The sequence below is a fragment of the Rhodoblastus sp. genome (genome assembly GCF_019449565.1).
In the GTDB taxonomy this organism is placed as follows: domain Bacteria; phylum Pseudomonadota; class Alphaproteobacteria; order Rhizobiales; family Beijerinckiaceae; genus Rhodoblastus.
Window position 1 is genome coordinate 1 of sequence record NZ_JAGRPM010000066.1, and the last position, 22425, is coordinate 22425.

Sequence of the window (22425 nt, forward strand, 5' to 3'; positions counted from 1 at the left end):
CAGCGGCGAAATCGTCACCCTCAGCGTCCGGGCCAAGGGCGTGCGCATCGTCCCCGACATCCGCGCCACCGGCGACAACGCCCCCAGCCACCGGGTCATGGTGGGCCGCGTCGAGATCGGCGCCGCCTGGTCCAAGCGCTCCAACGAAGGCCGCGACTATCTGGGCCTCAAGCTCGACGATCCGAGCTTCACCGCTCCGATCTACGCCAACCTCTTCGACGACGAGGACGGTGATGGCTTCTCGCTGATCTGGTCACGCCCCAGCGGTCGCCGCGGAGACTGACCCTCAGCACAAGGCCCCGGCTGCCAAGCCGGGGTCTTCCGCATTAGTCATTGCAAAATATGTCGGTGCGCTTGATGATTCCGTCGCAAGCAGCCGACGTCTCCCAGTTCTGTGCGCCCAAGACGCCGTCGTCTTCGAAGAGGTCGGCGAGGTAGAAAATGGCGGGGCCGCGCCAGGCTTTAGACGTGGCGCGCTGGATCAATGTGAAGAAGGCTTCGTCGGAAACGAAAACGCCGCCGATCGGCAGGACGGAATTGCTATCTTCTACACCTTGAAGATAGGCCTGAGCCCGAGAGCGCGACCAGTGGTGGCGCAGGACCAGAGAATTTTGGTCGGACGGCGCCAGATGTTCGATGGGTTCGGCACAGACAATTCCGGACCGCGAAGACGCCTCGCCGGAGAGAGAAAATTCGGCGTGGCTTCCAGCTATCCATTCGCCCGGCGCCGCAGAGGTTTGCTCGGCCGGCATGCGTCGCGAAAAATGCATGCGATAAATTTGCGGGAAATGGAGATTCAGGGGTTTGCAGAAGATCCGACTGCGTTTTCTGATTCTGGATTTCAATTTGACTATTCCGCAGGCAGTCATATGGCCTGAAATCAGTTGATGAAATTGCGTCGCAAAAAGCGGCGCGGCGCTTTACTCGCAGAGAAATCGCCAAACTGTTAAAATGGAATCTTGTCATTAAATTGACGCCGATTTGACCGTGAGGAAAATTTCGTGCGGATGGTTCCTCGAAAAATGCTCGTCTCTGGAGACGTTGAATACGCGTGCGGGCACGATAGCCTGATGGAGCCGCCGGCGTTGGTGATTTCTTGCTAGATTGGGGTGCTGTTGCCGTAGGCCCCGGCCTTGGGGCATGTTGCCCCGGTGATGCCGCCATTTAAGTCTGAGAGGGCTTGGAAAACTGGTGGAACGCATGCCGGAAAGGCTTGCCAGGGACGGTGCCGCTGGCGGTGCAAAACATCACTGTGCAAGCCATAGGTGTTGGCGTGCGCGCCCAGAGAATGATAGATGGCGAAAAAATCCCAGACGACAAAAGAATCCGTTTCAGCAGTGGGCCTCGTTGCGCAATCGGCATTTTCGGCATTTCGGCGTTACTTAACTTCGGACAATGGGCAATTTATTATAATAAAGAAATCGGAAGCGTGTCGGCTTAGGTTGGCCGCTGGCCGCACGATGCAAAATTCCGCGATGATCGTCGCGGCAAAAATGGCCGAAATGGCGGCGGCCATCGATAGGGTTGGTCCGAGGGAGACAATCGTCAGAGCGCGGATCGCGGCAAGAATCGGGAGGTGAACCAGATAGGCCGCGTAGGAGCCGCGTCCAATCCTGCGGAGGAGGGCGGCAGCGTGGCCGAATGCCGGTTCGCCGCCCAGACGGCCGGCCAGTACGCAGGCGAAAATGATCCCAACAATCGTCAGGCTCGCCCCGGAAAAGCCGCGCTGCGCAATGCGCTCGAAAACGGCGGCGACGGAGAGCCAGTAGATGGCTTGCAAAAGGCCGATCGCGGGCAGAGCGGGGCGTCGTCGCCCAAGAGCCATTCCGAGGAGAAAACCTTCGGGGCGAACGGACCACAAATATCCGCCAAGGGGTCGCGTCGCCATAACGCCAAAAATCACGATCAACGTCCCGATTGAAAAAATGACGCGGCGCGGCAGAATCAGCATGAGCGGCGCGGCGAGATAGAATTGCATCTCCAGGGCGAGGCTCCAGAAGTGCCCGGAAACCATGTGGTCGGGGCAGGGGAGGTCTTGGCCGAAACAGGACGCCCAGTAGAAATTGGCGACAAAGGTTGCTGCCGCGAAGAGGTCGGTGTCTGTCCGGCTGCCGCCTATCCAATGCCGGACCAAAGCAATGGAGATCAAAACGGCCCAGGCGGGGACGGCAATTCGGATGCCGCGCCTGAGCCAGAAAGCGACCGTTGCGATTTTCAAATCGCCTTGCGCCAACACCGTCAGCTGCTGAAAATTCTGCGCGGCGAAGAATCCCGCGATGACGAAGAACAAATCGACGCCGACGCCGAAGGCAGGCAAAGCGAGGGTATAGGCAAACGAAGAATCGAGGCCGTAGGCCAGGCCGAAATGCGAAGCCAGCACGGCAAGAAAGGCGAGGCCGCGCAGCTCATCAATGGCGGCGATGCGGCCTTCACTGGCCGTCTTGGTCGTCTCGCTCATTCGGTCCAGGGAGTTTCAAAAGGGCTTGCCAAGCGGGTGGCGAAAGTCATTATAATAAAATGCGCGTTTTGGGAAAGCTCGGTTTCATATCCGAATCCATTCCCGAGCGCGCGAAAAATTCCAACACGAGAGATTTTCCATGGGCAGCACGAATTTAGTCATCATCCGCGGCCACGCCGGCGCGGACGCCAAAGGTTTTGATGGCGCCAAGGGCAATAAGGTCGCGAAACTGTCAGTCGCGACCAATCGAACCTGGATCGACAAAGAAAGTGGCGAAAGGCGCGAGGAAACCGATTGGGTTCCCTTGACCATCCTCAATCCTAAGACGGCGCAATGGGTGGTCGACAACATCAGAAAGGGCGACGCGATTTATGCCGAAGCGCGTATTGCCGAAAACAAATTTACGCGGGATGGCCAGCCGGTTTATTCGACCGATGTCATCGTCAGCACGATCGAGCGTCTGACGCCCGGACCGCGCGCCGAAGATTGAGCTGTAAGACGCGTCGAACCGGATTGGGTGCGGTTGGCGTCGAATCTGGTTTGATCCGCAGGGTTTTCCAGCCGCCAAAAATCGTCCTAATGTCGGAGCACGAAGCGTGTTCGGCGGGAAGCCGCGCGGGACGGGGCTTCCCGCCTGTCCCGACGTCATCGGATAGACCGTGCCTATCCGGTTCTCACCCAAGAAAACTATATGTTGTGGCCTATCATTGTTCCTTGCTTTATAGAGGTAAGGACTTCACGCATGCCGAAATTAATGATAATATATGTTAGTAAATGAATGCCATTAACAAGCAAGTTCCATAATCATTATTATGCGAATACCTAATTTAGACGATTATGTTGCTGTTGATTGCCATTTTTTTGTTTTACGTTTCCAATTCAGCGACCTGAAACATCCGGTCTTGATACCCGCGCCGACGCTTCGCCGCCATCAGGCGAGTTAGCGCGTTTGTCGCATCCTCCGCCAGGTTGAACGTCTCGATCATCGACTGCCCGGAAGAGCCTATCCGGCCCCAGCTGCGCATGAGCGAAACGCCGCCGAACAGCGTCGGTTGCAGAGCGAGTTCGTAGAACCGCCGCATGTTTCGCGCGGCGTCTACGCGCCGGAGATGGATGGGCTTAATGACTGCATCTTTCATGACGCGAGTCTCGCGCAGCGCGATCCCCGCGTCCAATTCATTTTCTGAATCAATCAGCTTCTCATTGATTCACTGGATCGATTACCGGCGTCTCCATCGCGGCTGAGCGGGCAACCGCGGCATTCTCCCGCGCACCATCTGTGGAACGCCTGGCGCATCGGTGAAGTCGTCGGCTACTAAAGACGCAACCCCGCGAAAACACCGCTGGCAAAAATGATCGCGCCGACAGCCGCGCCAATAATGGTCCATCGGAGTTGCCAACGACGAGCGACGGATCGCGCAACGCCCTGGGCCGTCAATGCGACCGCTCGCGCGAGATCGGCGTGGGCGGAAGCGACATTGGCGCGCATGACGGCTTCCGAGGCGGCGCGGGTTTCCGCGAGAATTTTCGTGGCTTCGGCCGCTATGGCCTTCGGAAATTGCCGATAGAGGCTGTCGTAATATTGCAGGGCGAACAGGACCGACCACAGGGCGTCATTGTCGCGAAGATCGAGCGCATCGCGAATTTTTCGCAATTGCACGCGCTCGGCTTCCGTTGCCGTTCGGCCCAACAGCTTTTCGAATGCCGAAACAACTTCGGCGCCTTCAGCCATTGGCGGCGACCGGTCCGAAAACCTTGTCGACCTCCTCCAGCCAACGACGCAATTCGGCGCGATTGCCAATGGGCATGGTCTGCCAGGCTTTGGCGATGCTCAAGCGATTACTGTAAATATCGTCGCTCACGCGATCGGCCATGTCGGGGAACAAAAGCGATCTGCCGCCCTTGGCCTCGACTGATTTTTTCACCTTGGAGCCATTGTAGAGCTCGAATTTGGCGTCGGCGCCGAAATAGCCGTTTTTGAAGACATGGACGGTCGAATTGGGGATGGCGTCGATATAGTCCTGAAGCAGTTCGAGGCTGTCGCGTTGCCGATTGATGACCCAGAGCGTCACCAATTGCCGCTCGAGCTCCTCCAAGGACTGGCTCAGGGTTTTTCCGTAAGATGCGACGCCGGAATTGTTGCGCGCCGCGGTATTGACGACGACTGCGCTCCCCTTGTTTTCGTCGCAAATGTTGACGAAGCGAATCCAGCCGTCGGCTTCGTCGAGATTGACCAGCTCGCTGGCGATCTCGCCCTCATAACATTTCCAGACGTCCGGATTGGAGGTGTCGGCGTCGATGAGAAAAACCTCTTCGCCAGCCTGCGACAGATGATTGACGAGCGCCATGGAGACGAGGGACTTGCCGACCCCGCCCTTGCTGCCGCCGACGATATAAATGGGCTTGGTCATCAAACGCTCCTCTAAATGTTCTCTCGATCCCGCCGCACGGGAAAGGACGAGGCGCGGGGGACGGAAGGATCCGGAGCCCTCGTCCCCTGCTCTCCCGACACTTGCGGTTTGGGCATGGGTGGGACAGGTCTCGGCGGCGGCGGGATAGGCCGGACCGAAGTGTCCTGCGTCTCGCCCTGCCCGCTCATCAGCGCCGGCAAAGCAGGAGGCGCCGGCGCGCTGGCCGCCTTTTTCGCTGGGGCTGCCCAGGCGTCTTGTCCAGCTGCGGCCTTTTTCGCCGCTCGAACGCCGACCAGATAACGCTGCAACGCGACCAAGGACACTTCGATGCCCTGAGCCGCGAGCCAGTCTCGAAGCTCGACGAAGGACCAATTCTTTTCGATCAAGGCCGCCATCAGCTCGGGTCGCATTTGGAGAATGGCGGCGCGGACGCTTTCGGCGGCTTCTTTAACGGGCGCCGCCTCGAGATTGGCGCGCGCCTTGGAAATTTGCGCTTTGGAAATTCTCATTCCACATAATTATAAAAAAATGGCAATTCTGGCAATCGCATTTCCTTCCCCTTACGTCCTTATCGCGGTCAATGAGAGAGCCGATCGAGATTGGAACGACGCCCGGCTCTATCGCAGTGAGCCGGGCATTTGTCCGAAAGGTGTCCGATTGCCATCTGCGAACAGGCGTCGATAATCGGAAATCGGTCGCAAATTAGCGTATATCTCTCGCAATATTGTCCGATAATTAGCGTAATGAAAAATATAATATTATGTAAGTGGTTCAGTAGGAAATAAAAAATCCGCCTAAAAGGGGTTGTTGTTGGCAGGATAGGGAAAAAGTAGCGCACTTTTTCTTGTGTGCCCTGTCTGGCTGAGCTAAAGTCGGGTCCGGCAGTTTGGCGAGGCCAAACCGTCCCCTCGGGGGCAGATCGGCTTTTGCGGCCTTGATCGGCTCTCTATCCGTCGGGTTGGCTTTCTTCAGGTCGAATTCGCATGGCAGACAAACAAAAATCCTCGCGCCGCAAGGACATCACGCGCAGCCTGCGCATGAGCGCGGAAGAACATGAATTGTTCGGCGCCTTTTGCGCGGCGCAGGGCATCACTCCGAGCGAAGGCTTACGTCGACTGGCGCGTTCGGCTGCGCTGCTGGGGCCGACCTTTTCTGGCGAGGCGCGGGCCGAAGTCGTCGCTTTGACACGGCAGATTCGCGCGGTCGGCGTCAACCTCAACCAGGCGGTGCATCATATGAACGCCGGCCATTTGATCCAAGGCGAGGAGCTTAAAAACTATCTCGACGGCGTGGCGGAGGCGATTGGCGAGTTGGACCGGCTATATCGCTCGCTATGCGTTAAATCCTATCGGCGGGCGGCGGCGGCTGTGGCGGAGCCGGCGGCATGATCGATCTTGCGGCCTATGACCTCAGGCCTTTGTCGGCGCAGCTGTCGCAGCTGCGAAAAGCGAAGGATTTTTATGAACGCCAAGCCTTGCTGGAGGCCTCGGACTCCAACCAAGCGTTTTCTGCGGGGGCATCGGCTGGATCGATTCGCCGCGATGCGCCGGCGGCGCCGAGAAGCGTCTCCTCAAACGCCCTGCCCTATGCGGGGCTCGCGGCGCCCGTAGCGGAACCGCTGTCGCTCGCCGAGCAAGAATGGGCGTTGGGCAAGGCTGGGGCCGTCAAGGGAGGGGGATCGGCTTCGGCGCCCGCGTTGACGGGCGGTTTTCCCGCGCCTCCGGCTCCGGCCGCGTCGGGTGCGGTCTCCCATTTGTTCGGTTCGGCGCCTCGCTCGCCGCTCGCCGCCAAGGCGGGGTTGGCCATGGGCTCGCAAGCGGCGGTGGTGAAGCTCGCCTCCTTTGGGTCTGGCGCCGGCCGGGCGAGTTCGCTTCTCAATTATCAGAGCCACAAGGGCGAATTGTCGCTGGAGCGCGAGGACGGAAGTCTGATGACCGGCAAGGCCGCGATCGCCGGTCTCGCGGCGCATTGGCGCGGCGACGAGGTGCGCGGACCGTCCAACGATGTTTTCGCGGTTACAATGCGCTTGGAGGGCGCCGTCGGCGACGACGAAGTCCGGGACGCATTGGGCTCTGCCCTTGTTGGCCACAAATATGCCTGGCGGCTTGAGGCCGATGACGAGAGAACGGCGGTCCATCTTGTCGCCGTGGCGGCGAGCTCGCACCGTGACGCCAAGGGCAAGCTGGAGCGGATTTTCGCCAACGCCAAATCCGAAGATAGCCTGTTCACGAAAATCGACGCTGCTTTCGGGCAAGAGGCGGAATTTTCCGATGTCCAATGGGCGCATAGCGTCGAAGGGGCAACAACCCGGCTCGCGGCTTTGACCAAGGTGGGTCAGTTTTCGGCGGAAACCGAAGCGGGGGTGAGCCTTGAAGCGGCCGCGGATCGTTCGTTTGGCAAAAAGCCGAGCAACGCCAATCGGCCGAAACCAGAAGGCTTCAATCCTGCGCTCGAGATCGCCAAAGCCTGGCGTCCGTCGATGCGGTCGAGCGCGCCGCGTGATTTCGCCCATGTGATCATGAGCGCCAAGCCGGGAACCGACAAGCACGCCTTCATGGACGCGGCGCGGGCGACGCTCGCGCGGGAGTTTTCCGGGCATGAATATGTGTTCGTGATGCACACCAATCGCCAGCACATCCATGTTCACGCGGCGGTTCGTTTGACGCATGAAACGGGCAAGAAGCTCGATCCGAATATTCAGGATTTTGCGCGGTGGCGTCAAACCTTGGCTGAGGAAGCGCGCGAGCGGCTTATTCCGATGGAGGCGGTTCGTCGTTTCGATCAGGCCCATGCGCCGGCCTATAAGCTCAAGGATGTGAAGATGATGGAGCGCGGCAATGCGCCGCCAAATGTTCGCCGGCGCATCGAACGGGTCCAGAACCACGAAATCTTTACGCCCACCCGCGAGGAAGGCCGCCGGCACGCTGCGGAAGCAGCATCGAATTGGAAAGAATTGGGTGCTCGCCAGTCGGTTTCTCTGCCGCCGCTTGCAGCCGGCGCGATGCGGCTTTATCGCGCCGAGACTGGTTCCGGCGACGCGCGCAGGTCTCCGCTGTTTGCGACTGACCGCGCCCTGGCAGAATCCTACGCGGCAAAACCCGGAACGGGCCTAGTCTATCTGGACGTGCCAGCCGAGCGGCTGTCGGAGTTAAAACCATCGCGCGAACAGCCGGGAAAAATCTTTGTGGTGTCCCCTGCCCTGTCGGCGCATCGCAAGCCTGTTCCGGAATTGAGCGAAGCCGCCATTTTACCGTTCCAACGGCGCGTTGAGGCGGCTTTGGCGCCGCGCACCGAAAACAAATTCCAATCGCAATCCCTTTCTGAGGCCATAACTATGAGAACAGCTGAAACCATGGAAGCCGCGCGTAAAAATATGGCCGAAGCCATGAATCGCATGGGTAAGTTTTTGGCTGAGGGCGCGGATAAGGATGCGCTCATGCGCAGAGCGGCGGAGATTCTTGTAAAGGCCGAAGCCGCTACGAAGGCGCAGGAAATTCTTGATCGCACGCCCGGCGAAATCGCCGGTGAAAAGCATGTCGATCCGAAGCCGCGCGAGTTTGGCGGTTTATTCACCCATGCTCAAAAGGGCTCGGAGATCCATTACAGCCGCCACGATCCCGAAACGGGCAAATTGCGAGCGCTCGCCTTTATCGACAAAGGCCAGCAGCTTGAGGTGAAAGACTGGAACAATCCCGAGACCGTCAACGCCGCCTTGAAACTGGCCTCGGAGAAATGGGAGACGATCACGGTCAACGGCAGCGCCGCCTACAAGGAAACGGCGGCGCGTTTGGCGGCGGAACATGGCTACACGATCACCAATCCCGAAATGCAGGACCGTATCAGGGAATTGCGCGCGGAGCTCGAAGCGCGGCAGGCCTTTCAAAGCAAAGGTCGAGACGTGCGAGGCGCCGCGAAGCCAGAGGAACAGCCTGGTCGATCAGTTGGAGCGCAGCCAGCTTTGAACACGACACCCGCAGAGCGCGCCGTCGGACTGGAAGGCATTCGCGAACGTGTGGATACGGAGGCGCGCCGGGAAACGCGGCAGGCGCAGCGCGCCCAGGCCGCGCACGAGACCAATGCCGCATCTGGCAATGAGGCGACGCCTTATCGCGCGGCCGCCGAAGCGCGCGCTGCGCGAGAGGCTGACCAGTCGGCCGACAATAATCCTTCGCGTCCTTTGCCTAGCGATCCAAATCAGAGCCAAGCGGTTCAATCTCTGCGCCATGAACAGACGCAAGTTTTGCGGCAGGCGGAGGCGGACCGGCAGCGTCGCATCGATTCCGAAAACGCTGAGCGTCTTCGTCAACGAGACGAACAGCGAGCGCGCGGGGAAACCGAGGGCGAAGGGGAAACCCGCTAGAGCGGGTTCGGCTGTTTCCGATTCAGGCGGGATTCCCAAACGGGCGGAAGAATGCGATTCTTTTCTCGTGATTGCGAGGGAGGCGCCCCATGGCCCGGGCTTACAGCCAGGATTTGCGTGATCGCGTTATCGATGCCGCGTTTTCTGGCAAGTCTGTCCGGGGTTCGGCCGCGCATTTTGGCGTTGGTCCAGCGACGGCAATCGTTTGGGTGCGCCGCGCCCGAGAGACGGGACAGCGATCCGCCCGCAAGCAAGGGCCGCCCCTGCGCAGCAAGCTGGGCCCGCACCGGGAGTTTTTGCTCGGGCTGATTGAGCAAACGCCAGATCTGACGATCAGCGAGTTGCTTGAACGGCTGGCCGCGGACTGCGGCATGAAAGCCTCGCGCTCGACCCTATGGACATTCCTCGACCGCTGCGGGTTGACGTTTAAAAAAGACCGCACACGCGGCCGAACAAAACCGCCCCGACATCTTGAAACGGCGGGAAGACTGGTTCGACGGACAGCTTGATCTCGAACCGGAACGCCTCGTGTTTATCGATGAAACATGGGCCTCGACCAATATGGCGCGGCTGCGCGGACGAGCGCCCAAGGGCGAGCGGTTGCGCGCAAGCATCCCACATGGCCATGTAGGGACGCCCTCTTGGATGCAAGAAAAACTTTGGACCGAACGGCGCGTGATCGGGTGCGGTCATGTATCCGGCCTATGATGCGGCAAAATCGCGCCGCTGGCCCGTATGGGATTCGTGGGGCAGGTCCACATCACTGGAGCGCGCTCGAAGCGCTAGCCATGCGCCTGGTTCTCCCGCCCCCGTCTCACCGACGTTGCGCCATACTTCTGTCCTTCGTCCCTCTCACATCTTGACAGCCCCGCGCCTACGTTCGCTCAGGCGACCGAAGGCGGAGCTCGATAAACCTCGCCGCGCGTCATCACCGCCCAAGCGACGCGCGCTGTTTTGTTGGCCAAAGCAACAATCACCAACATGGGCGGCTTCCGGGCCAGCATCCGCGCCAACCACGAGTTTGCCGGCGCGCCCTTGCGTTTTGCCCATCGCACCACGCCCGAGCAAGCAATAATGAGCAAGCGGCGCAGCGTGCGCTCGCCCATACGGGAAGTCCGTCCCATCCGCGGTTTGCCGCCCGTCGATTTTTGAATTGGCGTAAGGCCGATCCAGGCGGCGAAGTCACGCCCCGACCGAAATGTCTCCACCGGGGGCGCGAGCGCCTCGATCGCGGTGGCGATCACGGGGCCGATTCCTGGAATTGTCATCAGGCGTTTGGCGACGGCGTCACGCTTTGCACGGACGGCAACATCGGCGTCGAGCGCCGCGATCTCGGCCTGAAGTTCGCGCAAAATATCGACAAGCCGGAGCAAGCACGCTCGGGCCGCTTCAGGAGCGGAAGAAGAATTGCTCTCCACTTCGGCGATGAGCCTGTCGACATAGGTGACGCCCTGCGGCGCGATGAAACCATATTCGCCCAGATGGCCACGCAAGGCGTTGATGATCTGCGTTCGTTGAGCGACCAAAAGGTCGCGAGTCTTAAAAATCACGGCCGAAGCCTGCTTCTCCTCGAACTTGACGGCGACGAATCGCATCGTCGATCGAGAGCAGAATGGGATCGTCCGCAACGAGTTCCAATGCCCGGGCCTCGACCCCCCGCCGGGTTACGACACCAACCCGCAGGCCGATAGCCTTTAGGGAGCCGCGCACCGAGTTCTCGATATCCAACGCCTTGGTCAAGAGCTGCTGACGGTTGACCAACAGCATACGGGTCCGCTGCGCTTCTTCGCTCTTGATGTGGACCTGCCGAAACCTGCCGAGGCGAACGAGTTGCGCGATTCCGCGCGCGTCATTGCGGTCTGTCTTATTCCGCATGGCGCTCAGCCCAGCCTTCTGCCAGGATGAGGTCGGCCCCGCTTCCAGCCCTACGCGCTTGAATGGTGCGCCAAAGTTTCTCAGCAGTTGAATAATGGTAGCTGGCTCGATTGCGGCCAGCGATCGCCGATGGAGGCGGTGGCGGCATAGCCCGCCGATAAGGCGGCCACCCGGCCGCCCGCACTACACCGCATCAACACTCAAACCTTGGAAAAAACTCCTTCAGCAGGAACGCAATCGCGGAACCGCGGAGTTTTTTAACGGAACCAGCTCGAAGCGGTCGTAGCCGCGGTCGCCCGGGAAGGTCTCTTAATTTGCCAAAGCGGCCTATCGCCGATCGATCCATAAAGCTCTCGACGCGGCGGAACGCGGCCGATGCTCGAATTGGTGGGTTTTGGCTTCACCCGCAGTACTAATGCCGTGAGTTGCGCGGGTTTTGAGCGCTTCGCAAGGCCGAGCGTCATGATTGGGCATACTCTGAGCAATCCTGTGCGCTGGTTTTCTTTGTAAATTAGAACGAATCCAGATTCGGCCGAAACCATTGATCGTCGATCGGACGGCCGCCATGCTTGCCCTCTCTGTATCGGCGCGCGCCTTGTGGACGCCTGGAGTTTGGGAACGTGAAATGGATGAATTGAACGGACGGATGATCGCCTGCCAAATTCTGGTGACGGGACTCATCGCCCGCGTCGCCAACGACAAGCCGGACCCAATTTCTTTCCTCACCGACTTTCGCGATGAGATCAGGGCCATTGTATCGGGCGTGAATATCGCTGGCATCAGCGACGCCCGTCACGTTCGTTCCGCCGCCATGCAGACCGTCGATGAGTTGTTCTCGCTTTTGAAGGCGCCCAGCGTCGATTGACAGGGCTATGGGTCGGACGCGCGACGATCAATGGCCGAAAGGCGGGTGTCTCGCCGCAACTCCAGGCGGTCCATTTAGAATTATTCTAATGAAATGAAATTTCGTTGTCGAAGGCCTCGTTGAACCTTAACCCTTGTTAACAGCAGATAAAATAGGGGTTGTGGGATGAATGATCTGAGAGCTGTCAGGGCGCCGATATCGTTGCGAAGCTTTTCGAAAGGGTGGAAGCGGGACAGCGACGTCAGCGGCAAGGTGAGTCTCGCTTGCCTGATCGGCGCGGCGACGATCGGTGGAGCGGATGCCCAGGAGCAATCCTCGACATTGCCCGCGGTCACCGTGGACGCGCCGATCGTGCGGAAAAGACCGCCCGCTGCGAAGCCCACTCCGGCGCAGCTGCGCGTGCGCGCGGCGGTGCGCAGGGTGTCTCGTCAGGCGCCAAAAGCCACGCCATCTGCGCCCAGCCAGGCTGCCGGCGGCTCCGCGCCCATTTTCACCCAACTTGCGGACGGCGACCCCTATGCCGATCCGGCGGCGCCCTATAAGGCCAACCGCCTGGCCTCGGCGCGCTTCAGCGAGCCGATCGCCGATCTTCCCAGGTCGGTGACGGTCCTGACCCGACAGGCTATCGACGACAAGAATGCGACAAGCCTGAAGGAGTTGGCGCGCACCACGGCCGGCGTGACTCTGGGTTCCGGCGAGGGAGGCAACGCTTTCGGCGATCGGTTTTTCATTCGCGGTTTCGACGCGCGCAACGATGTTTTCGTCGATGGCGTGCGCGATCCGGGCGTCAGCATCCGCGAGAATTTTTTCACCGAACAGGTCGAGATCCTCAGGGGCCCAGGATCGTCTTTCGCCGGGCGCGGAACGACCGGTGGCGCCATCAACATCGTCACCAAACAGGCCACGGATCAGAATTTCCGGAACATCGAATCGACGCTCGGCACGGATAACACCAAGCGCCTGACTTTCGACATCAATCAGGTGATCAGCCCGACCTTGTCGCTGCGCGCCGGCGGCTTGCTGCAAGGCGCCAATATCGCCGGCCGCGACGACGTCACCGACGATCGCTGGGGAAGCTTTGCCGCGATAAAATGGACGCCCCTTGGCAACGTCACGCTTACCGCGAATTACATTCACACCAATCTGGAAGGCATCCCCGATTTCGGCGTGCCTTATTACCGTCCCAGCACCACCGCCGCCGGCGCCCCCTTCCCGGACGTCGGCGTATCGCGCAATAACTTCTACGGTTTCGTCAACCGCGATTTTCAAAAAGCGACGCAGGACATCGGCACCATCAATGGCGAAGTGCGGGTCAATGACGCCTTGACGGTGAGCAACAAATTCCGCCTCGAACGCTCCGTCCTCAAATATATCGGAACCATCCCGGAATCGCCTTTGATCACGGCGCGGAATCCTTTGTTGTGGACTCTCAGCGCCAATCCTCAGAGCCGCTATCAAGTCACCGACGTGATCGCCGATCAGACGGAGTTCAAGCTGAAATTCGACACCGGCCCCACCCGGCACACCGCCATCGGCGGCGTCGAAATTTCACGCGAGCAGGTCAGCATCGATACTTATACCGGTCTGGCGTCCGAGGCCTCCACCGGGGGATTCAGCGGCAGCGGCTCGCTCAAGGGCGTCAATATCTTCAACCCCCAATACACGGACCTGCCTTTCCCCAATTTCAACCCGCAACTGACGGGGAATCCGACGGTCGTTCCTGTCGTCACCAAGAGCATCTACCTGCTCGACACCGCAAATTATCAGGATGTGGTCATCGTCAACGGCGGCGTGCGGTTCGACGACTATAATGTCACCGCATCGAACAACAAGGGCTCGCAATCCGTCCAATCCGGGCTGTTCAATTATAACGGCGGCCTCGTCCTGAAGCCCCTGCCGATCTCCAGCTTTTACGTCGCCTACGCCACGTCATCAAATCCGGTCGGATCCGAACTCGACGCCACCGGCACGGCTTATGGCGGCCTCGCCCCTTTCATTCCCGGCAATCCAACTCAGGTTTTTGGACCGGAGCGCAATACGGCGACGGAAGTGGGCACGAAGTGGGAATTGTTCGACCGGCATTTGCTGGCGACGGCCGCCTTGTTCCAAACCAACAAGGACAACGCCCGTGAAACGGCGACGGTCAATGGCGTGGCGAATACCGTCATCGCCGGCGCGGCCTACCAGATCCGCGGCCTGGATCTTGGCGTCGCCGGCAAGATCACCGATGAGTGGAGCGTGTCGGGCGGACTCGTGCTGATGCAGTCCGAAGTGACGGCGTCCAATGTCGCGCCCGCGAATCCGGCGCTCTACAAAACGAACGTCGGACTTCCCTTGGCGAATATCGCGCATCAGTCCTTCAATATTCTCACCAAATACCAGCTCAATCCGATCTTCGAGATCGGCGGCCAGGCGACCTATTTGTCAGAGATCTACGGCGGCACGCTGGCCGCCAATGTGGGAACCGTCTTGCCCGCGCATTGGCGTTTCGACGGATTTGTCGAAGCCAAGGTCAACGATGTGCTGACGGCCAAAATCACGGCCAACAACCTTCTCAACACCACCTATTACGACTCCTTGTACCGGAGCGCGGCACCTTTCGTTCTCATCGCGCCGGGCCGTTCCGTCTCGCTCGTTCTCACCGCGAAATTCTGAGCGGGAGCGGACCATGCTGATCTGCATCCCCGACATGCTGGACAAAAGGGATGTCGCGGATTTCCGCGCCATCATGGACGCCGCCGAATGGCAAGACGGGCGTTCGACCGCCGGCGCGCAATCGGCAATGGTCAAGAACAACGAGCAATTGCCGCCCGATGGAGCGACGGCGCGGCGTCTGGGCGAGAGCATTGTCTCCGCCCTGGCGAATAATCCGCTGTTTGTTTCAGCGGCCGTTCCGCTGCGGATTTTCCCGCCGCTGTTCAACCGCTATGGCGTCGGCCATGATTTCGGTCTGCACGTGGATAATTCGATACGCGGCGATCCGCTGACCGGTCTGCGCATTCGCACCGATCTATCCGTCACGCTCTTTCTCTCGGAGCCCGAAGACTATGACGGCGGCGAGCTCGTCATCGAAGATCAATTCGGCGCGCATGAGGTGAAGCTCCCGGCGGGGCATCTGGTGCTCTATCCCTCGTCGAGCCTGCACCTCGTGCGTCCGGTGACGCGCGGCGCCAGGGTGTCCTCGTTCTTCTGGGTGCAAAGCATGATCCACGATGTGCAGGCCCGCAGTCTGATCTTCGATCTCGATCAGACTATTCAAAATCTGGTGGCGCATCTGGGCAAGGGCGACGCCGAAATCGTCAGGCTCACAGGAATTTATCACAACCTCATTCGCCACTGGGCCGAGTTATGAGGCCTGCGCACGTGCAAAAAAGGAAAATGGACCATGCATGATCTTTCGCCCTGGACGATGTTTCTGAACGCCGATGTTCTGGTGAAAGCGGTCATGATTGTTCTTGCCGGCGCTTCGGTGGCGACATGGACGATCTTTCTGGTCAAGACCATCGAGATCGGGCGCGACCGCAAGCGCTTGCAGCAGGCGCTGGCCGCCATTGCGCCGGCGCGGTCCTTGCGGGACGCGCAAGCGGCGCTGCAGCCGCAGGCGACGGTCCTGTCGGCCTTTCTCGGCGCCGCCGCCGCCGAACGCGCGTTATCGTCCAAGACCGCGCCCGAGGCGGGCGTCAAGGAGCGCGCATCCTCGTCCTTTTCCGAAATCGCCAGGGCGGAAGCCAGCTCCGTGCGGCACGGCATGGGAATCCTCGCGACGATCGGCGCGATCTCGCCCTTCGTCGGCCTGTTCGGCACCGTCTGGGGCATCATGAACAGCTTTATCGGGATCTCGAAATCCCAAACCACCAATCTTGCCGTCGTCGCGCCCGGCATCGCGGAAGCCTTGCTGGCGACGGCGACCGGACTTGTCGCGGCCATTCCCGCCGTGATCATTTACAATCATTTTTCGCGTCAGACCAAAAGCTATCTCGAACTCGTCAACCAGGCCTCCGGCTCCGCCGGTCGGCTGTTGTCGCGAGATCTCGACGTTTTTCCCGGCCGTCCGGCGGCGCAGGCGGAGGCTTGATCGATGGGCGTTTCACTTGGCGGCGCAGAGGCCGATGACGACGACTTCGCGGAATCGCACGAGATCAACGTGACGCCCTTTATCGACGTCATCCTCGTGCTGCTGATCATCTTCATGGTGGCGGCGCCCCTCTCGACGGTCGACCTGCCGGTCGACCTGCCGACCTCCTCGGCCGCGCCCCAGAAGAAGCCGGAAAAGCCGACCTATGTCAGCATTAAAAGCGACCTCGCCATCGCCATCGGCGAAACGCTCGTCAAGCGCGTCGATCTGGTGCGCGATCTCGACGCATCGATGCCGGAAGGCAAGGATCGCCGCATCCTGCTGCGCGCCGACCGCGCCGTGCCCTATGGCGAAATGATGGATGTTCTCGAGATCCTGCGGGCCGGCGGCTACGCCAAGGTCGCGCTCGTCGCGCTGGAAAGCAATCCGAGCGCCGGCGCGCCGGCAGCCAAAGTGGAGCGGACGCCATGATGCAATCATCGGATCTTATGGCGCATCGCGCGCCGGGAAAGCGGCCGCGGTCCATCTGGGTCGCTGGAGCGCTCGGCGCCATCGGCATTCATTTGGGCTGCGTCGCGCTGGCGGGCGCGCGATTCACGTCGACGGAGCTCGACGATGATCTGGGCGCGCCGGTGATCGAAGTCGGCGTCGAACTCGAATCGCCGCATCGCGAGCAGACGGATCTGGCGCCGGGACCGGAGGCGGACGCCTCCGCCGCCTCGGCCGCCGTGACCGAACAGCTGCAAAAGGTCGAGCACAGCGCGCTTCCCAAGGCGGAGCCGACGGAAACCGACGATCCCGATCGTCAGGTCGCGCGGGAGGAAGCGGTCAAGCCGGAGGAAAAAAAACCGGATATGGCCAAAACGCCCGCCAAGGCGTCCAACGAGTCCGTCGCGTCGGAGGTCATGGCGCCGCCGGCGATGGAGGCCGCGCGCGAGTCGCTGCAGGCCAAAGCGCCGGCGCAGGGTTCGGGCGCCAGCGCCCAGAATGTGCGGACGACCTGGCAGAAACAATTGGTGGCGCATCTCAACCGCAACAAGCGTTATCCAGCCGACGCGGCGCATCGCAACGTCGAGATCGTGCTGAATTTCACGCTTGACCGCCTGGGCAATGTCCTCTCGGCGACCATCAAAAAAACTTCGGGCGAACCGTCCTTTGACGGGGCGGCACTCGAAATGATGCGGCGGGCGAACCCCGTGCCGAAACCGCCGCCACTGATCGCCGACGAAGGTTTGAACTTCACCTTGCCCGTGGTTTTCCGCGACAAGACGCGAGGCTGAGTGAGACGGAAGAGCGACCCGTCAAGCGGAGCCCCCGCAAGCATTGATTTGGCGGACCAACTCCTGTTTTTGACGACTCCCGCATTGTCGCCGGTCGCCACTGCGGCGCCGCACAACGGCACGACGATCGGCATCCTGATCAACGCCTTTCGGAGAACGATGCGCGCAGCGCAGCCCTATTGCGGCAGGCGATGCGCGATGTCGCGCTGGGTGTTCGACCTCGATCGAGTCAATTCAGGGTTTCGTCGTCGCAGAGGCGCACAATCAGATCGATCCCGCCGATGCGATAGCCGGGCGGCGCCGCGATTTTCAAATCGCGCGTGAGGACTTCGGGAATGTCCGTGAGTCGCTGACGGCGCTCATCGAAATAATGGCAATGCGAACCGGTGTTGGTGTCGTACCAAACCGTAGAGCCGAGCACCGCGATCTCGCGCAGCAGTTCGGCGGCGACAAACTGCTTGAGCGTGTAACGGTGGCGAGCGATAGCCCCATATCCAGCGCCAGCGCCTCACGGTGAAGCTGTTCCGCCGTCACGTGACGGTCGCCCGCGACACAAAGCAGACCGGCGAGGCTGATGCGTTGACGACTGGGCCGCAGTCGCGCGCCAAGCAACCGCTGCCGGATCATGCGCGCCAGTGGCCCGCCACGCCAGTCGAAAGCGATCCGCGCCCGCGATTGTTCTCCGCCGAATGTCTCCATGAATCGTATCCAGTAAGGGAGTGTGCTGCAGAGAAAAGGTAGCGGGGGCGCCGCAGGATCCGAAGCGCTTTGAAATTTCGTCTTAACGACCGCGATCCTTGTCGGGTCGACGCATTCTGCTCGCGCGGACGCCCCCTATGACTGGCGAACCGGCGTCCCCTCCGATACGTCGCTGGCGATGGGGGCGCTGCAAGATTTCTCGGCGCTGAACCGTTCGCGGGCCGGGCTGGCGGAGGAGGGCGTCTATTTCCAGATCATCTACACTGCCGATTCCATGGCCAACCTCGCGGGCGGCATTCGTCCCGGCGTGGATTATTCGGGTCGCCTCGACTCGATTTTCGACATCTATTTCGGCCGGATGTTTGGCAAGGATGCGGCGCAGGGCCTGCTCGCCGACGACCGCGCGCATATCGACATCCTGACCATCCAGGGTGCAGGCATAACTGGTAATTACGTCGGTTCTCTCGCCTCGATTTCAGGCATTGAGGCCTCGCCCACCGTGCGCCTGTTCGAAGCCTGGTGGGAACATGTTTTCGGACCCTGGTCCCTGCGGTTTGGGCAGATGGGCATCGACAGCGAGTTCTTCGGCAGCGTCGTCGCCGGACAGTTCAGCGACAATACGTTCAGCTGGCCGGTGGTAATGTCGGCCGACCTGCCTGACGGGGGCGCCGCCTCGACGCTCTCCACTCCCGCCGTACGTCTGAAATATGTTGATCCTGGCCAGACCTTCGAATGGCAGGCGGCGGCCTTCAACGGCGACCCGACACAGCCGGGTCCAGGGCAGGCGCAGCGCCGCAACCCGCATGGTCTCGATTTTCGCTTGCGCGACGGGGCGTTTCTCGTCACCGATCTGAAGATCAATGCGCCGTTTCTTCCTGGCGCCTCGCTAAAATTGGGCGGCTGGGGCCACACCGGCCGCTTCAACGATTTCCGTTACAACGCGACCGGTGGGCGTCTCGCCGTGGACGGTGGCGCCCCGAAGGTCCATTGCGGCGATTATGGGTTTTATGGCGTTGTCGATGCGCCTGTTCCGGGCGTCAATAACCTTTTTTTTCTCCGAGCGTTGGTCGCACTGGGGCGGGTCAATCTCGTCAGCGAGCAGATCGACGCTGGCTGGTGCGCAAGGGCGTATTCGCGGACAAGGCGACTGACGCGCTCGGGTTCGCTGTTTCCTACGCGCGCATCTCGGATGCGGCGCGCGGCTTCGACGACGACGCGATTGCCGCCGGGACGGGCTTGGTTCGCCGCGATTTCGAGACCGTGCTCGATGCCAATTATGCCGTCCAGATCGTCGCCGGCTGCACCCTCCAGCCCAATGTCCAATATGTCGTACATCCGGGCGGCGGCGCCGATCCAAGCGGCTTGCGCCGGCTCGCCGACGCACCTATCCTGACCTTCCGCTCACAGTAGAAATTCTTACAGCCCTGCAGAGAAAAATGAATCCGCTCGCCTATACAGTAGCGCCGGTCGCCGCCGCCATCGTAGGCGGAGCCATTGCCGCCATTCGGCAACCGTCCGATCAAACCCGCAGCATCGTGCAACATCTTGCCGCCGGGGTCGTTTTCTCAGCCGCTGCGGTCGAAATCCTGCCCGACGTCATTCACGCCAACGCGCCTGTTGCAACTGCCATCGGTTCCTGTCTCGGCGTCGTTGTCATGCTTGGCCTGCAATTTGCTGAGCGCAGGGGCTCTGGCATACTCGCTTTGACCGTCGTCTCAGGCTTGGACGTATTCATAGACGGTTTGGTTCTTGGTCTCAGCTTCTTGCAGAACGCCCGTCAGGGTTTGCTCCTCGCTATCGCCTTGACGCTTGAGCTGGGATTCCTCGGTCTGGCTGTGGCTTCCGGATTGCGCCAGCAATCGCCGCGCAAGATCATCGGGCTGACGACCCTGATCGCGCTCGCACTCCCACTGGGCGCGGCCGCGGGATTGGCCGCCGCCGATCTGCCGAAGCCGGTTTTGGGCGGTTTCTATGCCTTTGGTCTCGTCGCCCTGCTTTATCTGGTCACCGAGGAGTTGTTGACCGAAGCTCATGAAGTCGAAGACAGTCCGGCGATGCCGATCGCGTTCTTCACCGGATTTCTCGGACTCATCTATCTCGAAGAATTGCTCTGATCTTCCCATCTTCCGGGAGGAGACAGCCACCCTTCAATATTGCCAGTGCAGCCTGCCGGCGAACAGATGCGCCGGCCCCCTGTCCGGATTATAGGCGGGGTTGGCGATGAGCTGATAATCGAAGCCCAGCTTGGTCGAGGCGGTTAGCGCGTAGTTGTAATAGGCTTCCACGATTCTCTCGGTGGCGTAGCGCGGCAATTTCCCGTCGCCAATCACGATCCCAGCGCCGCCGGCCGCGAAATAGGCCGTGTGAACGTTGTCGATGCCGTTGATGATCCCCGCTAGGCCCACGGTATCGGCAGGTCGGCCCCAATCCTTTCCGGACAGCGACACGCCAGCCTGCACTGTGCTATCAATGTCGGTGAAGTCCCATGGCTCGACGCGGCCGTCGGCCCAGCCGGCGCGGGCGAACACGCCAAGCGTTTCCGAAAGCTGCTGCTCCAGATTGACGCTCACGCCGGGACGGCTCCGAAAGTTCCGGTCCAGCGCCAAGGCCAGGCTGGCGTCAGCGCCGGCGTTTGCCGCGTCCACCGCGGTCCTGAACCACCCCGCGCGGCCACGGCTCAAAAACCCCGTGACCTTGAACTTGCCCGGCTGTCCCGCGAATTCATGCCGCTCTTCGATTTCACCAACCATCTGGAATTGATTGAAGTTGGGATCGAGACCATAGGCGCCTTCATTGTTCGCTCCGCCGGCCGGAACGGCGGACAGATCGAACACGCCCCCGCGTAAAGTCCAGCGGCCCTGATACCATTCCGCCGCCGCGCCGTAGGTGAAGCCCCAGGGGTCGCCGGCATAGTCGAACGTTCCCGCGTTGATGTTCGCCCAGTTGAGGAAATCGTTCTTGGGACTGTTCGCATATTTGTTGGTGTCGAACAGATCGACAATGCCAAACCGTCCGACGGTCAGCACCAGACGGTTTGCGGTTTGCGTCCCCGCAAATTGATTCAGGTCCGCGTCGACCTTTTGGGACTCGCCTCCGAGGTCAACGGTCTGACGCACGAAATTGCGCTGCACCCGCGCATAGGGCCACGCGCTGCCGGCTTTATAGGCCTCGCCACTCGGCAGCCCGGCCACGCCGCGCGCGTCGCCGACGCCGAAACCCTGGTCGATCTCGGGATTGATCCACAGTTCCGCGCCGTTCCACAACCGCATGCCGGCATAAAGCGTCACGTCGAAGGTTTCTCGGCCCATGCCGCTGCCCGGCAGGCTGTGGTGGCCCTGATATGGCGAGCGCATCGCCGGGTATGCCTGTTCGACCAAGGTGGACTGGGCGTGGAAGTTGAAACGGTCGTCGCCAGCACCGGCGCTTTCCGAGCCGTCCAGACCGCCGAAGTGATAGTTCACGCCCGCGCGGATTTGATGCAGGGCAAGATCCGATCGGAACGTCTGCGCACCGCCTGCAAAATTCACGGACCTCCCACTGTACCCGGTGTACAGATATTCAAGCTCCGCCGTCCAATTCGGCGCAATGGGCGTTTCAAAACCCGCGCCGACCGCCCAGCCGATCCGCGTCAGGAGCGGAGAGTCCGCGGCGCCAGTGCTGTTTTGGGTCAACATCAGCTGGTCGCGCGTCCAGGCCAGACCGCCGGTTGCATAAAATAGCCAATCCCCCGGCGCGTAGCCGATTCGGCCGCGCAGCGTCCCATTGTAGAGAACCGACTCTTGATAAGTCCGGGAGCCGAACGGCGCGAGGTCGAATGTCGAAGCGCCACTGACGCTGACGCCGGCGAGGTTGACGAAACTGGGAAACGACCCGTCCACCTCCGCCCCCAGCAAGACGCGATTGGACAGAAGGTAGTTGTATCCCGCCCGGACCCCGGCAACGTAGCTTCCGGACTCGTCGAAGGCGCCGATGGGTTGCGCCAGGTCGATGGAGCCAGTCGTGCCAGCGGTCGAGAAACGAGAGTGACCCCAGGCGTAACCGAGGTGTCCGCCAACATAAAATCCGCTCCAGGGCTCAACCGCCGTGACTGGCGGCAAAGGAGCGTTCTTCAGGCTCGGGAGATCAGCGGCGATCGCCACAGCGCCGGCGCAGCCCGCCGCAAGCGTCGCCAGACAGACCGACGCGCGCCTCTTGAGTCCCATGATTCTTCCGTCCGAGTTCTGTTGCATCGCTCCTGTCAAGACGTCAGGCCGTCTCCGCCCTACGCTGATTATGGCTTGCATACTTGAGCCACACTTACGCATCCAGCGACCGCGCACAAACCAAAATGCGCATTCTAGAAAGATTCCAACTGAGCAATTTGCCTGTGAGCAGCGCATTTGCGACACTCACAGGAAGTTGG

Annotated in this window: 22 protein-coding genes and 1 pseudogene; 13 read left to right on the plus strand and 10 right to left on the minus strand. The window is 60.7% G+C overall.

The window, feature by feature from the left end; all coding sequences use genetic code 11:
• On the plus strand, positions 1-283 hold a 283-nt coding region (locus tag QZ409_RS15410; RefSeq protein ID WP_296713077.1), incomplete at its 5' end, for a DUF736 family protein.
• 43 nt (positions 284-326) lie between these two features.
• Here QZ409_RS15410 and QZ409_RS15415 read toward each other — a convergent pair.
• On the minus strand, positions 327-770 hold the full coding sequence (locus QZ409_RS15415) for a hypothetical protein (RefSeq protein ID WP_296713079.1): 444 nt from the start codon (positions 768-770) through the stop codon (positions 327-329).
• A 608-nt stretch (positions 771-1378) separates the two neighbouring features.
• A complete protein-coding gene (locus tag QZ409_RS15420; protein ID WP_296713081.1) occupies positions 1379-2458 on the minus strand; it encodes an acyltransferase in 1080 nt (359 codons plus the stop codon).
• A 139-nt stretch (positions 2459-2597) separates the two neighbouring features.
• Between QZ409_RS15420 and QZ409_RS15425 the strand changes: the two genes are divergently transcribed.
• Positions 2598-2948, plus strand: coding sequence for a single-stranded DNA-binding protein (locus QZ409_RS15425; RefSeq protein ID WP_296713083.1), 351 nt, complete (start codon positions 2598-2600; stop codon positions 2946-2948).
• Positions 2949-3324: 376 nt separating this feature from the next.
• Here the strand turns inward: QZ409_RS15425 and QZ409_RS15430 are convergent, their stop codons facing one another.
• From QZ409_RS15430 to QZ409_RS15445, 4 genes are all read right to left on the minus strand, one after another.
• Positions 3325-3597 (minus strand): WGR domain-containing protein, encoded by a 273-nt coding sequence (locus QZ409_RS15430; RefSeq protein ID WP_296713127.1) that lies wholly within the window; start codon positions 3595-3597, stop codon positions 3325-3327.
• A gap of 176 nt (positions 3598-3773) precedes the next feature.
• Positions 3774-4148 carry a hypothetical protein gene (locus QZ409_RS15435; protein ID WP_296713085.1) on the minus strand — a complete coding sequence of 125 codons (375 nt, stop codon included), beginning with the start codon at positions 4146-4148 and terminating at the stop codon, positions 3774-3776.
• Between the two features lie 34 nt (positions 4149-4182).
• Positions 4183-4869: a P-loop NTPase gene (locus QZ409_RS15440; RefSeq protein ID WP_296713086.1), complete on the minus strand. Its 687-nt coding sequence runs from the start codon at positions 4867-4869 to the stop codon at positions 4183-4185.
• A gap of 11 nt (positions 4870-4880) precedes the next feature.
• On the minus strand, positions 4881-5378 hold the full coding sequence (locus QZ409_RS15445) for a hypothetical protein (RefSeq protein ID WP_296713088.1): 498 nt from the start codon (positions 5376-5378) through the stop codon (positions 4881-4883).
• A 474-nt stretch (positions 5379-5852) separates the two neighbouring features.
• Here QZ409_RS15445 and mobC point away from each other — a divergent pair, with 474 nt between their 5' ends.
• The 3 genes from mobC (at position 5853) to QZ409_RS15460 (ending at position 9738) form a co-directional block, all read left to right on the plus strand.
• On the plus strand, positions 5853-6257 hold the full coding sequence (gene mobC / locus QZ409_RS15450) for a plasmid mobilization relaxosome protein MobC (protein WP_296713090.1): 405 nt from the start codon (positions 5853-5855) through the stop codon (positions 6255-6257).
• A complete protein-coding gene (locus QZ409_RS15455) occupies positions 6254-9229 on the plus strand; it encodes an LPD7 domain-containing protein (RefSeq protein WP_296713091.1) in 2976 nt (991 codons plus the stop codon). Before mobC ends, QZ409_RS15455 begins: the two co-directional genes overlap by 4 nt.
• A gap of 89 nt (positions 9230-9318) precedes the next feature.
• Entirely contained in the window at positions 9319-9738 is a 420-nt protein-coding gene (locus tag QZ409_RS15460) for an IS630 transposase-related protein (protein ID WP_296713092.1), read from the plus strand.
• 375 nt (positions 9739-10113) lie between these two features.
• On the opposite strand, the pseudogene QZ409_RS15465 reads toward QZ409_RS15460, so the two are convergent.
• Together QZ409_RS15465 and QZ409_RS15470 are read right to left on the minus strand one after the other, a co-directional pair.
• Positions 10114-10833, minus strand: a pseudogene (locus QZ409_RS15465) (IS110 family transposase); the annotation flags it as partial.
• A complete protein-coding gene (locus QZ409_RS15470) occupies positions 10769-11263 on the minus strand; it encodes a transposase (protein WP_342394850.1) in 495 nt (164 codons plus the stop codon). The pseudogene QZ409_RS15465 and the gene QZ409_RS15470, both read right to left, overlap by 65 nt.
• Positions 11264-11729: 466 nt before the next feature.
• Between QZ409_RS15470 and QZ409_RS15475 the strand changes: the two genes are divergently transcribed.
• The 6 genes from QZ409_RS15475 (at position 11730) to QZ409_RS15500 (ending at position 17324) form a co-directional block, all read left to right on the plus strand.
• Complete coding sequence (locus tag QZ409_RS15475) at positions 11730-11969, plus strand: hypothetical protein (RefSeq protein WP_296713131.1); 240 nt, start codon at positions 11730-11732, stop codon at positions 11967-11969.
• A gap of 165 nt (positions 11970-12134) precedes the next feature.
• Complete coding sequence (locus QZ409_RS15480) at positions 12135-14624, plus strand: TonB-dependent receptor (RefSeq protein WP_296713093.1); 2490 nt, start codon at positions 12135-12137, stop codon at positions 14622-14624.
• A 13-nt stretch (positions 14625-14637) separates the two neighbouring features.
• Positions 14638-15321, plus strand: a complete 684-nt coding sequence (locus QZ409_RS15485) for a Fe2+-dependent dioxygenase (RefSeq protein ID WP_296713094.1) — start codon at positions 14638-14640, stop codon at positions 15319-15321.
• Positions 15322-15354: 33 nt separating this feature from the next.
• Positions 15355-16044: a tonB-system energizer ExbB gene (exbB, locus tag QZ409_RS15490; protein ID WP_342394849.1), complete on the plus strand. Its 690-nt coding sequence runs from the start codon at positions 15355-15357 to the stop codon at positions 16042-16044.
• A gap of 3 nt (positions 16045-16047) precedes the next feature.
• Positions 16048-16515, plus strand: a complete 468-nt coding sequence (exbD, locus tag QZ409_RS15495) for a TonB system transport protein ExbD (RefSeq protein WP_296713097.1) — start codon at positions 16048-16050, stop codon at positions 16513-16515.
• The gene (locus tag QZ409_RS15500) at positions 16512-17324 is read left to right on the plus strand and encodes an energy transducer TonB (protein WP_296713099.1); all 813 of its coding nucleotides are present in this window, start codon (positions 16512-16514) and stop codon (positions 17322-17324) included. Before exbD ends, QZ409_RS15500 begins: the two co-directional genes overlap by 4 nt.
• 229 nt (positions 17325-17553) lie before the next feature.
• On the opposite strand, the gene QZ409_RS15505 is transcribed toward QZ409_RS15500, so the two are convergent.
• On the minus strand, positions 17554-17745 hold the full coding sequence (locus QZ409_RS15505; RefSeq protein ID WP_296713101.1) for a hypothetical protein: 192 nt from the start codon (positions 17743-17745) through the stop codon (positions 17554-17556).
• 456 nt (positions 17746-18201) lie between these two features.
• Between QZ409_RS15505 and QZ409_RS15510 the strand changes: the two genes are divergently transcribed.
• Together QZ409_RS15510 and QZ409_RS15515 are read left to right on the plus strand one after the other, a co-directional pair.
• Positions 18202-19416 (plus strand): carbohydrate porin, encoded by a 1215-nt coding sequence (locus QZ409_RS15510; RefSeq protein ID WP_296713103.1) that lies wholly within the window; start codon positions 18202-18204, stop codon positions 19414-19416.
• A gap of 43 nt (positions 19417-19459) precedes the next feature.
• Positions 19460-20137, plus strand: a complete 678-nt coding sequence (locus QZ409_RS15515; protein ID WP_296713105.1) for a transporter — start codon at positions 19460-19462, stop codon at positions 20135-20137.
• A gap of 33 nt (positions 20138-20170) precedes the next feature.
• Here QZ409_RS15515 and QZ409_RS15520 read toward each other — a convergent pair whose 3' ends face one another.
• Positions 20171-22162, minus strand: a complete 1992-nt coding sequence (locus QZ409_RS15520; protein ID WP_296713107.1) for a carbohydrate porin — start codon at positions 22160-22162, stop codon at positions 20171-20173.
• Positions 22163-22425 lie beyond the last annotated feature (263 nt).

Bases quoted from the DNA above. Each gene is read 5' to 3' on its own strand.
- mobC (WP_296713090.1), top strand. From the start codon at position 5,853: ATGGCAGACAAACAAAAATCCTCGCGCCGCAAGGACATCACGCGCAGC.
- QZ409_RS15510 (WP_296713103.1), top strand. From the start codon at position 18,202: ATGGGGGCGCTGCAAGATTTCTCGGCGCTGAACCGTTCGCGGGCCGGG.
- QZ409_RS15440 (WP_296713086.1), bottom strand. From the start codon at position 4,869: ATGACCAAGCCCATTTATATCGTCGGCGGCAGCAAGGGCGGGGTCGGC.
- QZ409_RS15480 (WP_296713093.1), top strand. From the start codon at position 12,135: ATGAATGATCTGAGAGCTGTCAGGGCGCCGATATCGTTGCGAAGCTTT.
- QZ409_RS15445 (WP_296713088.1), bottom strand. From the start codon at position 5,378: ATGAGAATTTCCAAAGCGCAAATTTCCAAGGCGCGCGCCAATCTCGAG.
- QZ409_RS15515 (WP_296713105.1), top strand. From the start codon at position 19,460: ATGAATCCGCTCGCCTATACAGTAGCGCCGGTCGCCGCCGCCATCGTA.
- QZ409_RS15425 (WP_296713083.1), top strand. From the start codon at position 2,598: ATGGGCAGCACGAATTTAGTCATCATCCGCGGCCACGCCGGCGCGGAC.
- QZ409_RS15500 (WP_296713099.1), top strand. From the start codon at position 16,512: ATGATGCAATCATCGGATCTTATGGCGCATCGCGCGCCGGGAAAGCGG.
- QZ409_RS15420 (WP_296713081.1), bottom strand. From the start codon at position 2,458: ATGAGCGAGACGACCAAGACGGCCAGTGAAGGCCGCATCGCCGCCATT.
- QZ409_RS15460 (WP_296713092.1), top strand. From the start codon at position 9,319: ATGGCCCGGGCTTACAGCCAGGATTTGCGTGATCGCGTTATCGATGCC.
- QZ409_RS15455 (WP_296713091.1), top strand. From the start codon at position 6,254: ATGATCGATCTTGCGGCCTATGACCTCAGGCCTTTGTCGGCGCAGCTG.
- QZ409_RS15475 (WP_296713131.1), top strand. From the start codon at position 11,730: ATGGATGAATTGAACGGACGGATGATCGCCTGCCAAATTCTGGTGACG.
- QZ409_RS15415 (WP_296713079.1), bottom strand. From the start codon at position 770: ATGCATTTTTCGCGACGCATGCCGGCCGAGCAAACCTCTGCGGCGCCG.
- QZ409_RS15485 (WP_296713094.1), top strand. From the start codon at position 14,638: ATGCTGATCTGCATCCCCGACATGCTGGACAAAAGGGATGTCGCGGAT.
- QZ409_RS15430 (WP_296713127.1), bottom strand. From the start codon at position 3,597: ATGAAAGATGCAGTCATTAAGCCCATCCATCTCCGGCGCGTAGACGCC.
- exbB (WP_342394849.1), top strand. From the start codon at position 15,355: ATGCATGATCTTTCGCCCTGGACGATGTTTCTGAACGCCGATGTTCTG.
- exbD (WP_296713097.1), top strand. From the start codon at position 16,048: ATGGGCGTTTCACTTGGCGGCGCAGAGGCCGATGACGACGACTTCGCG.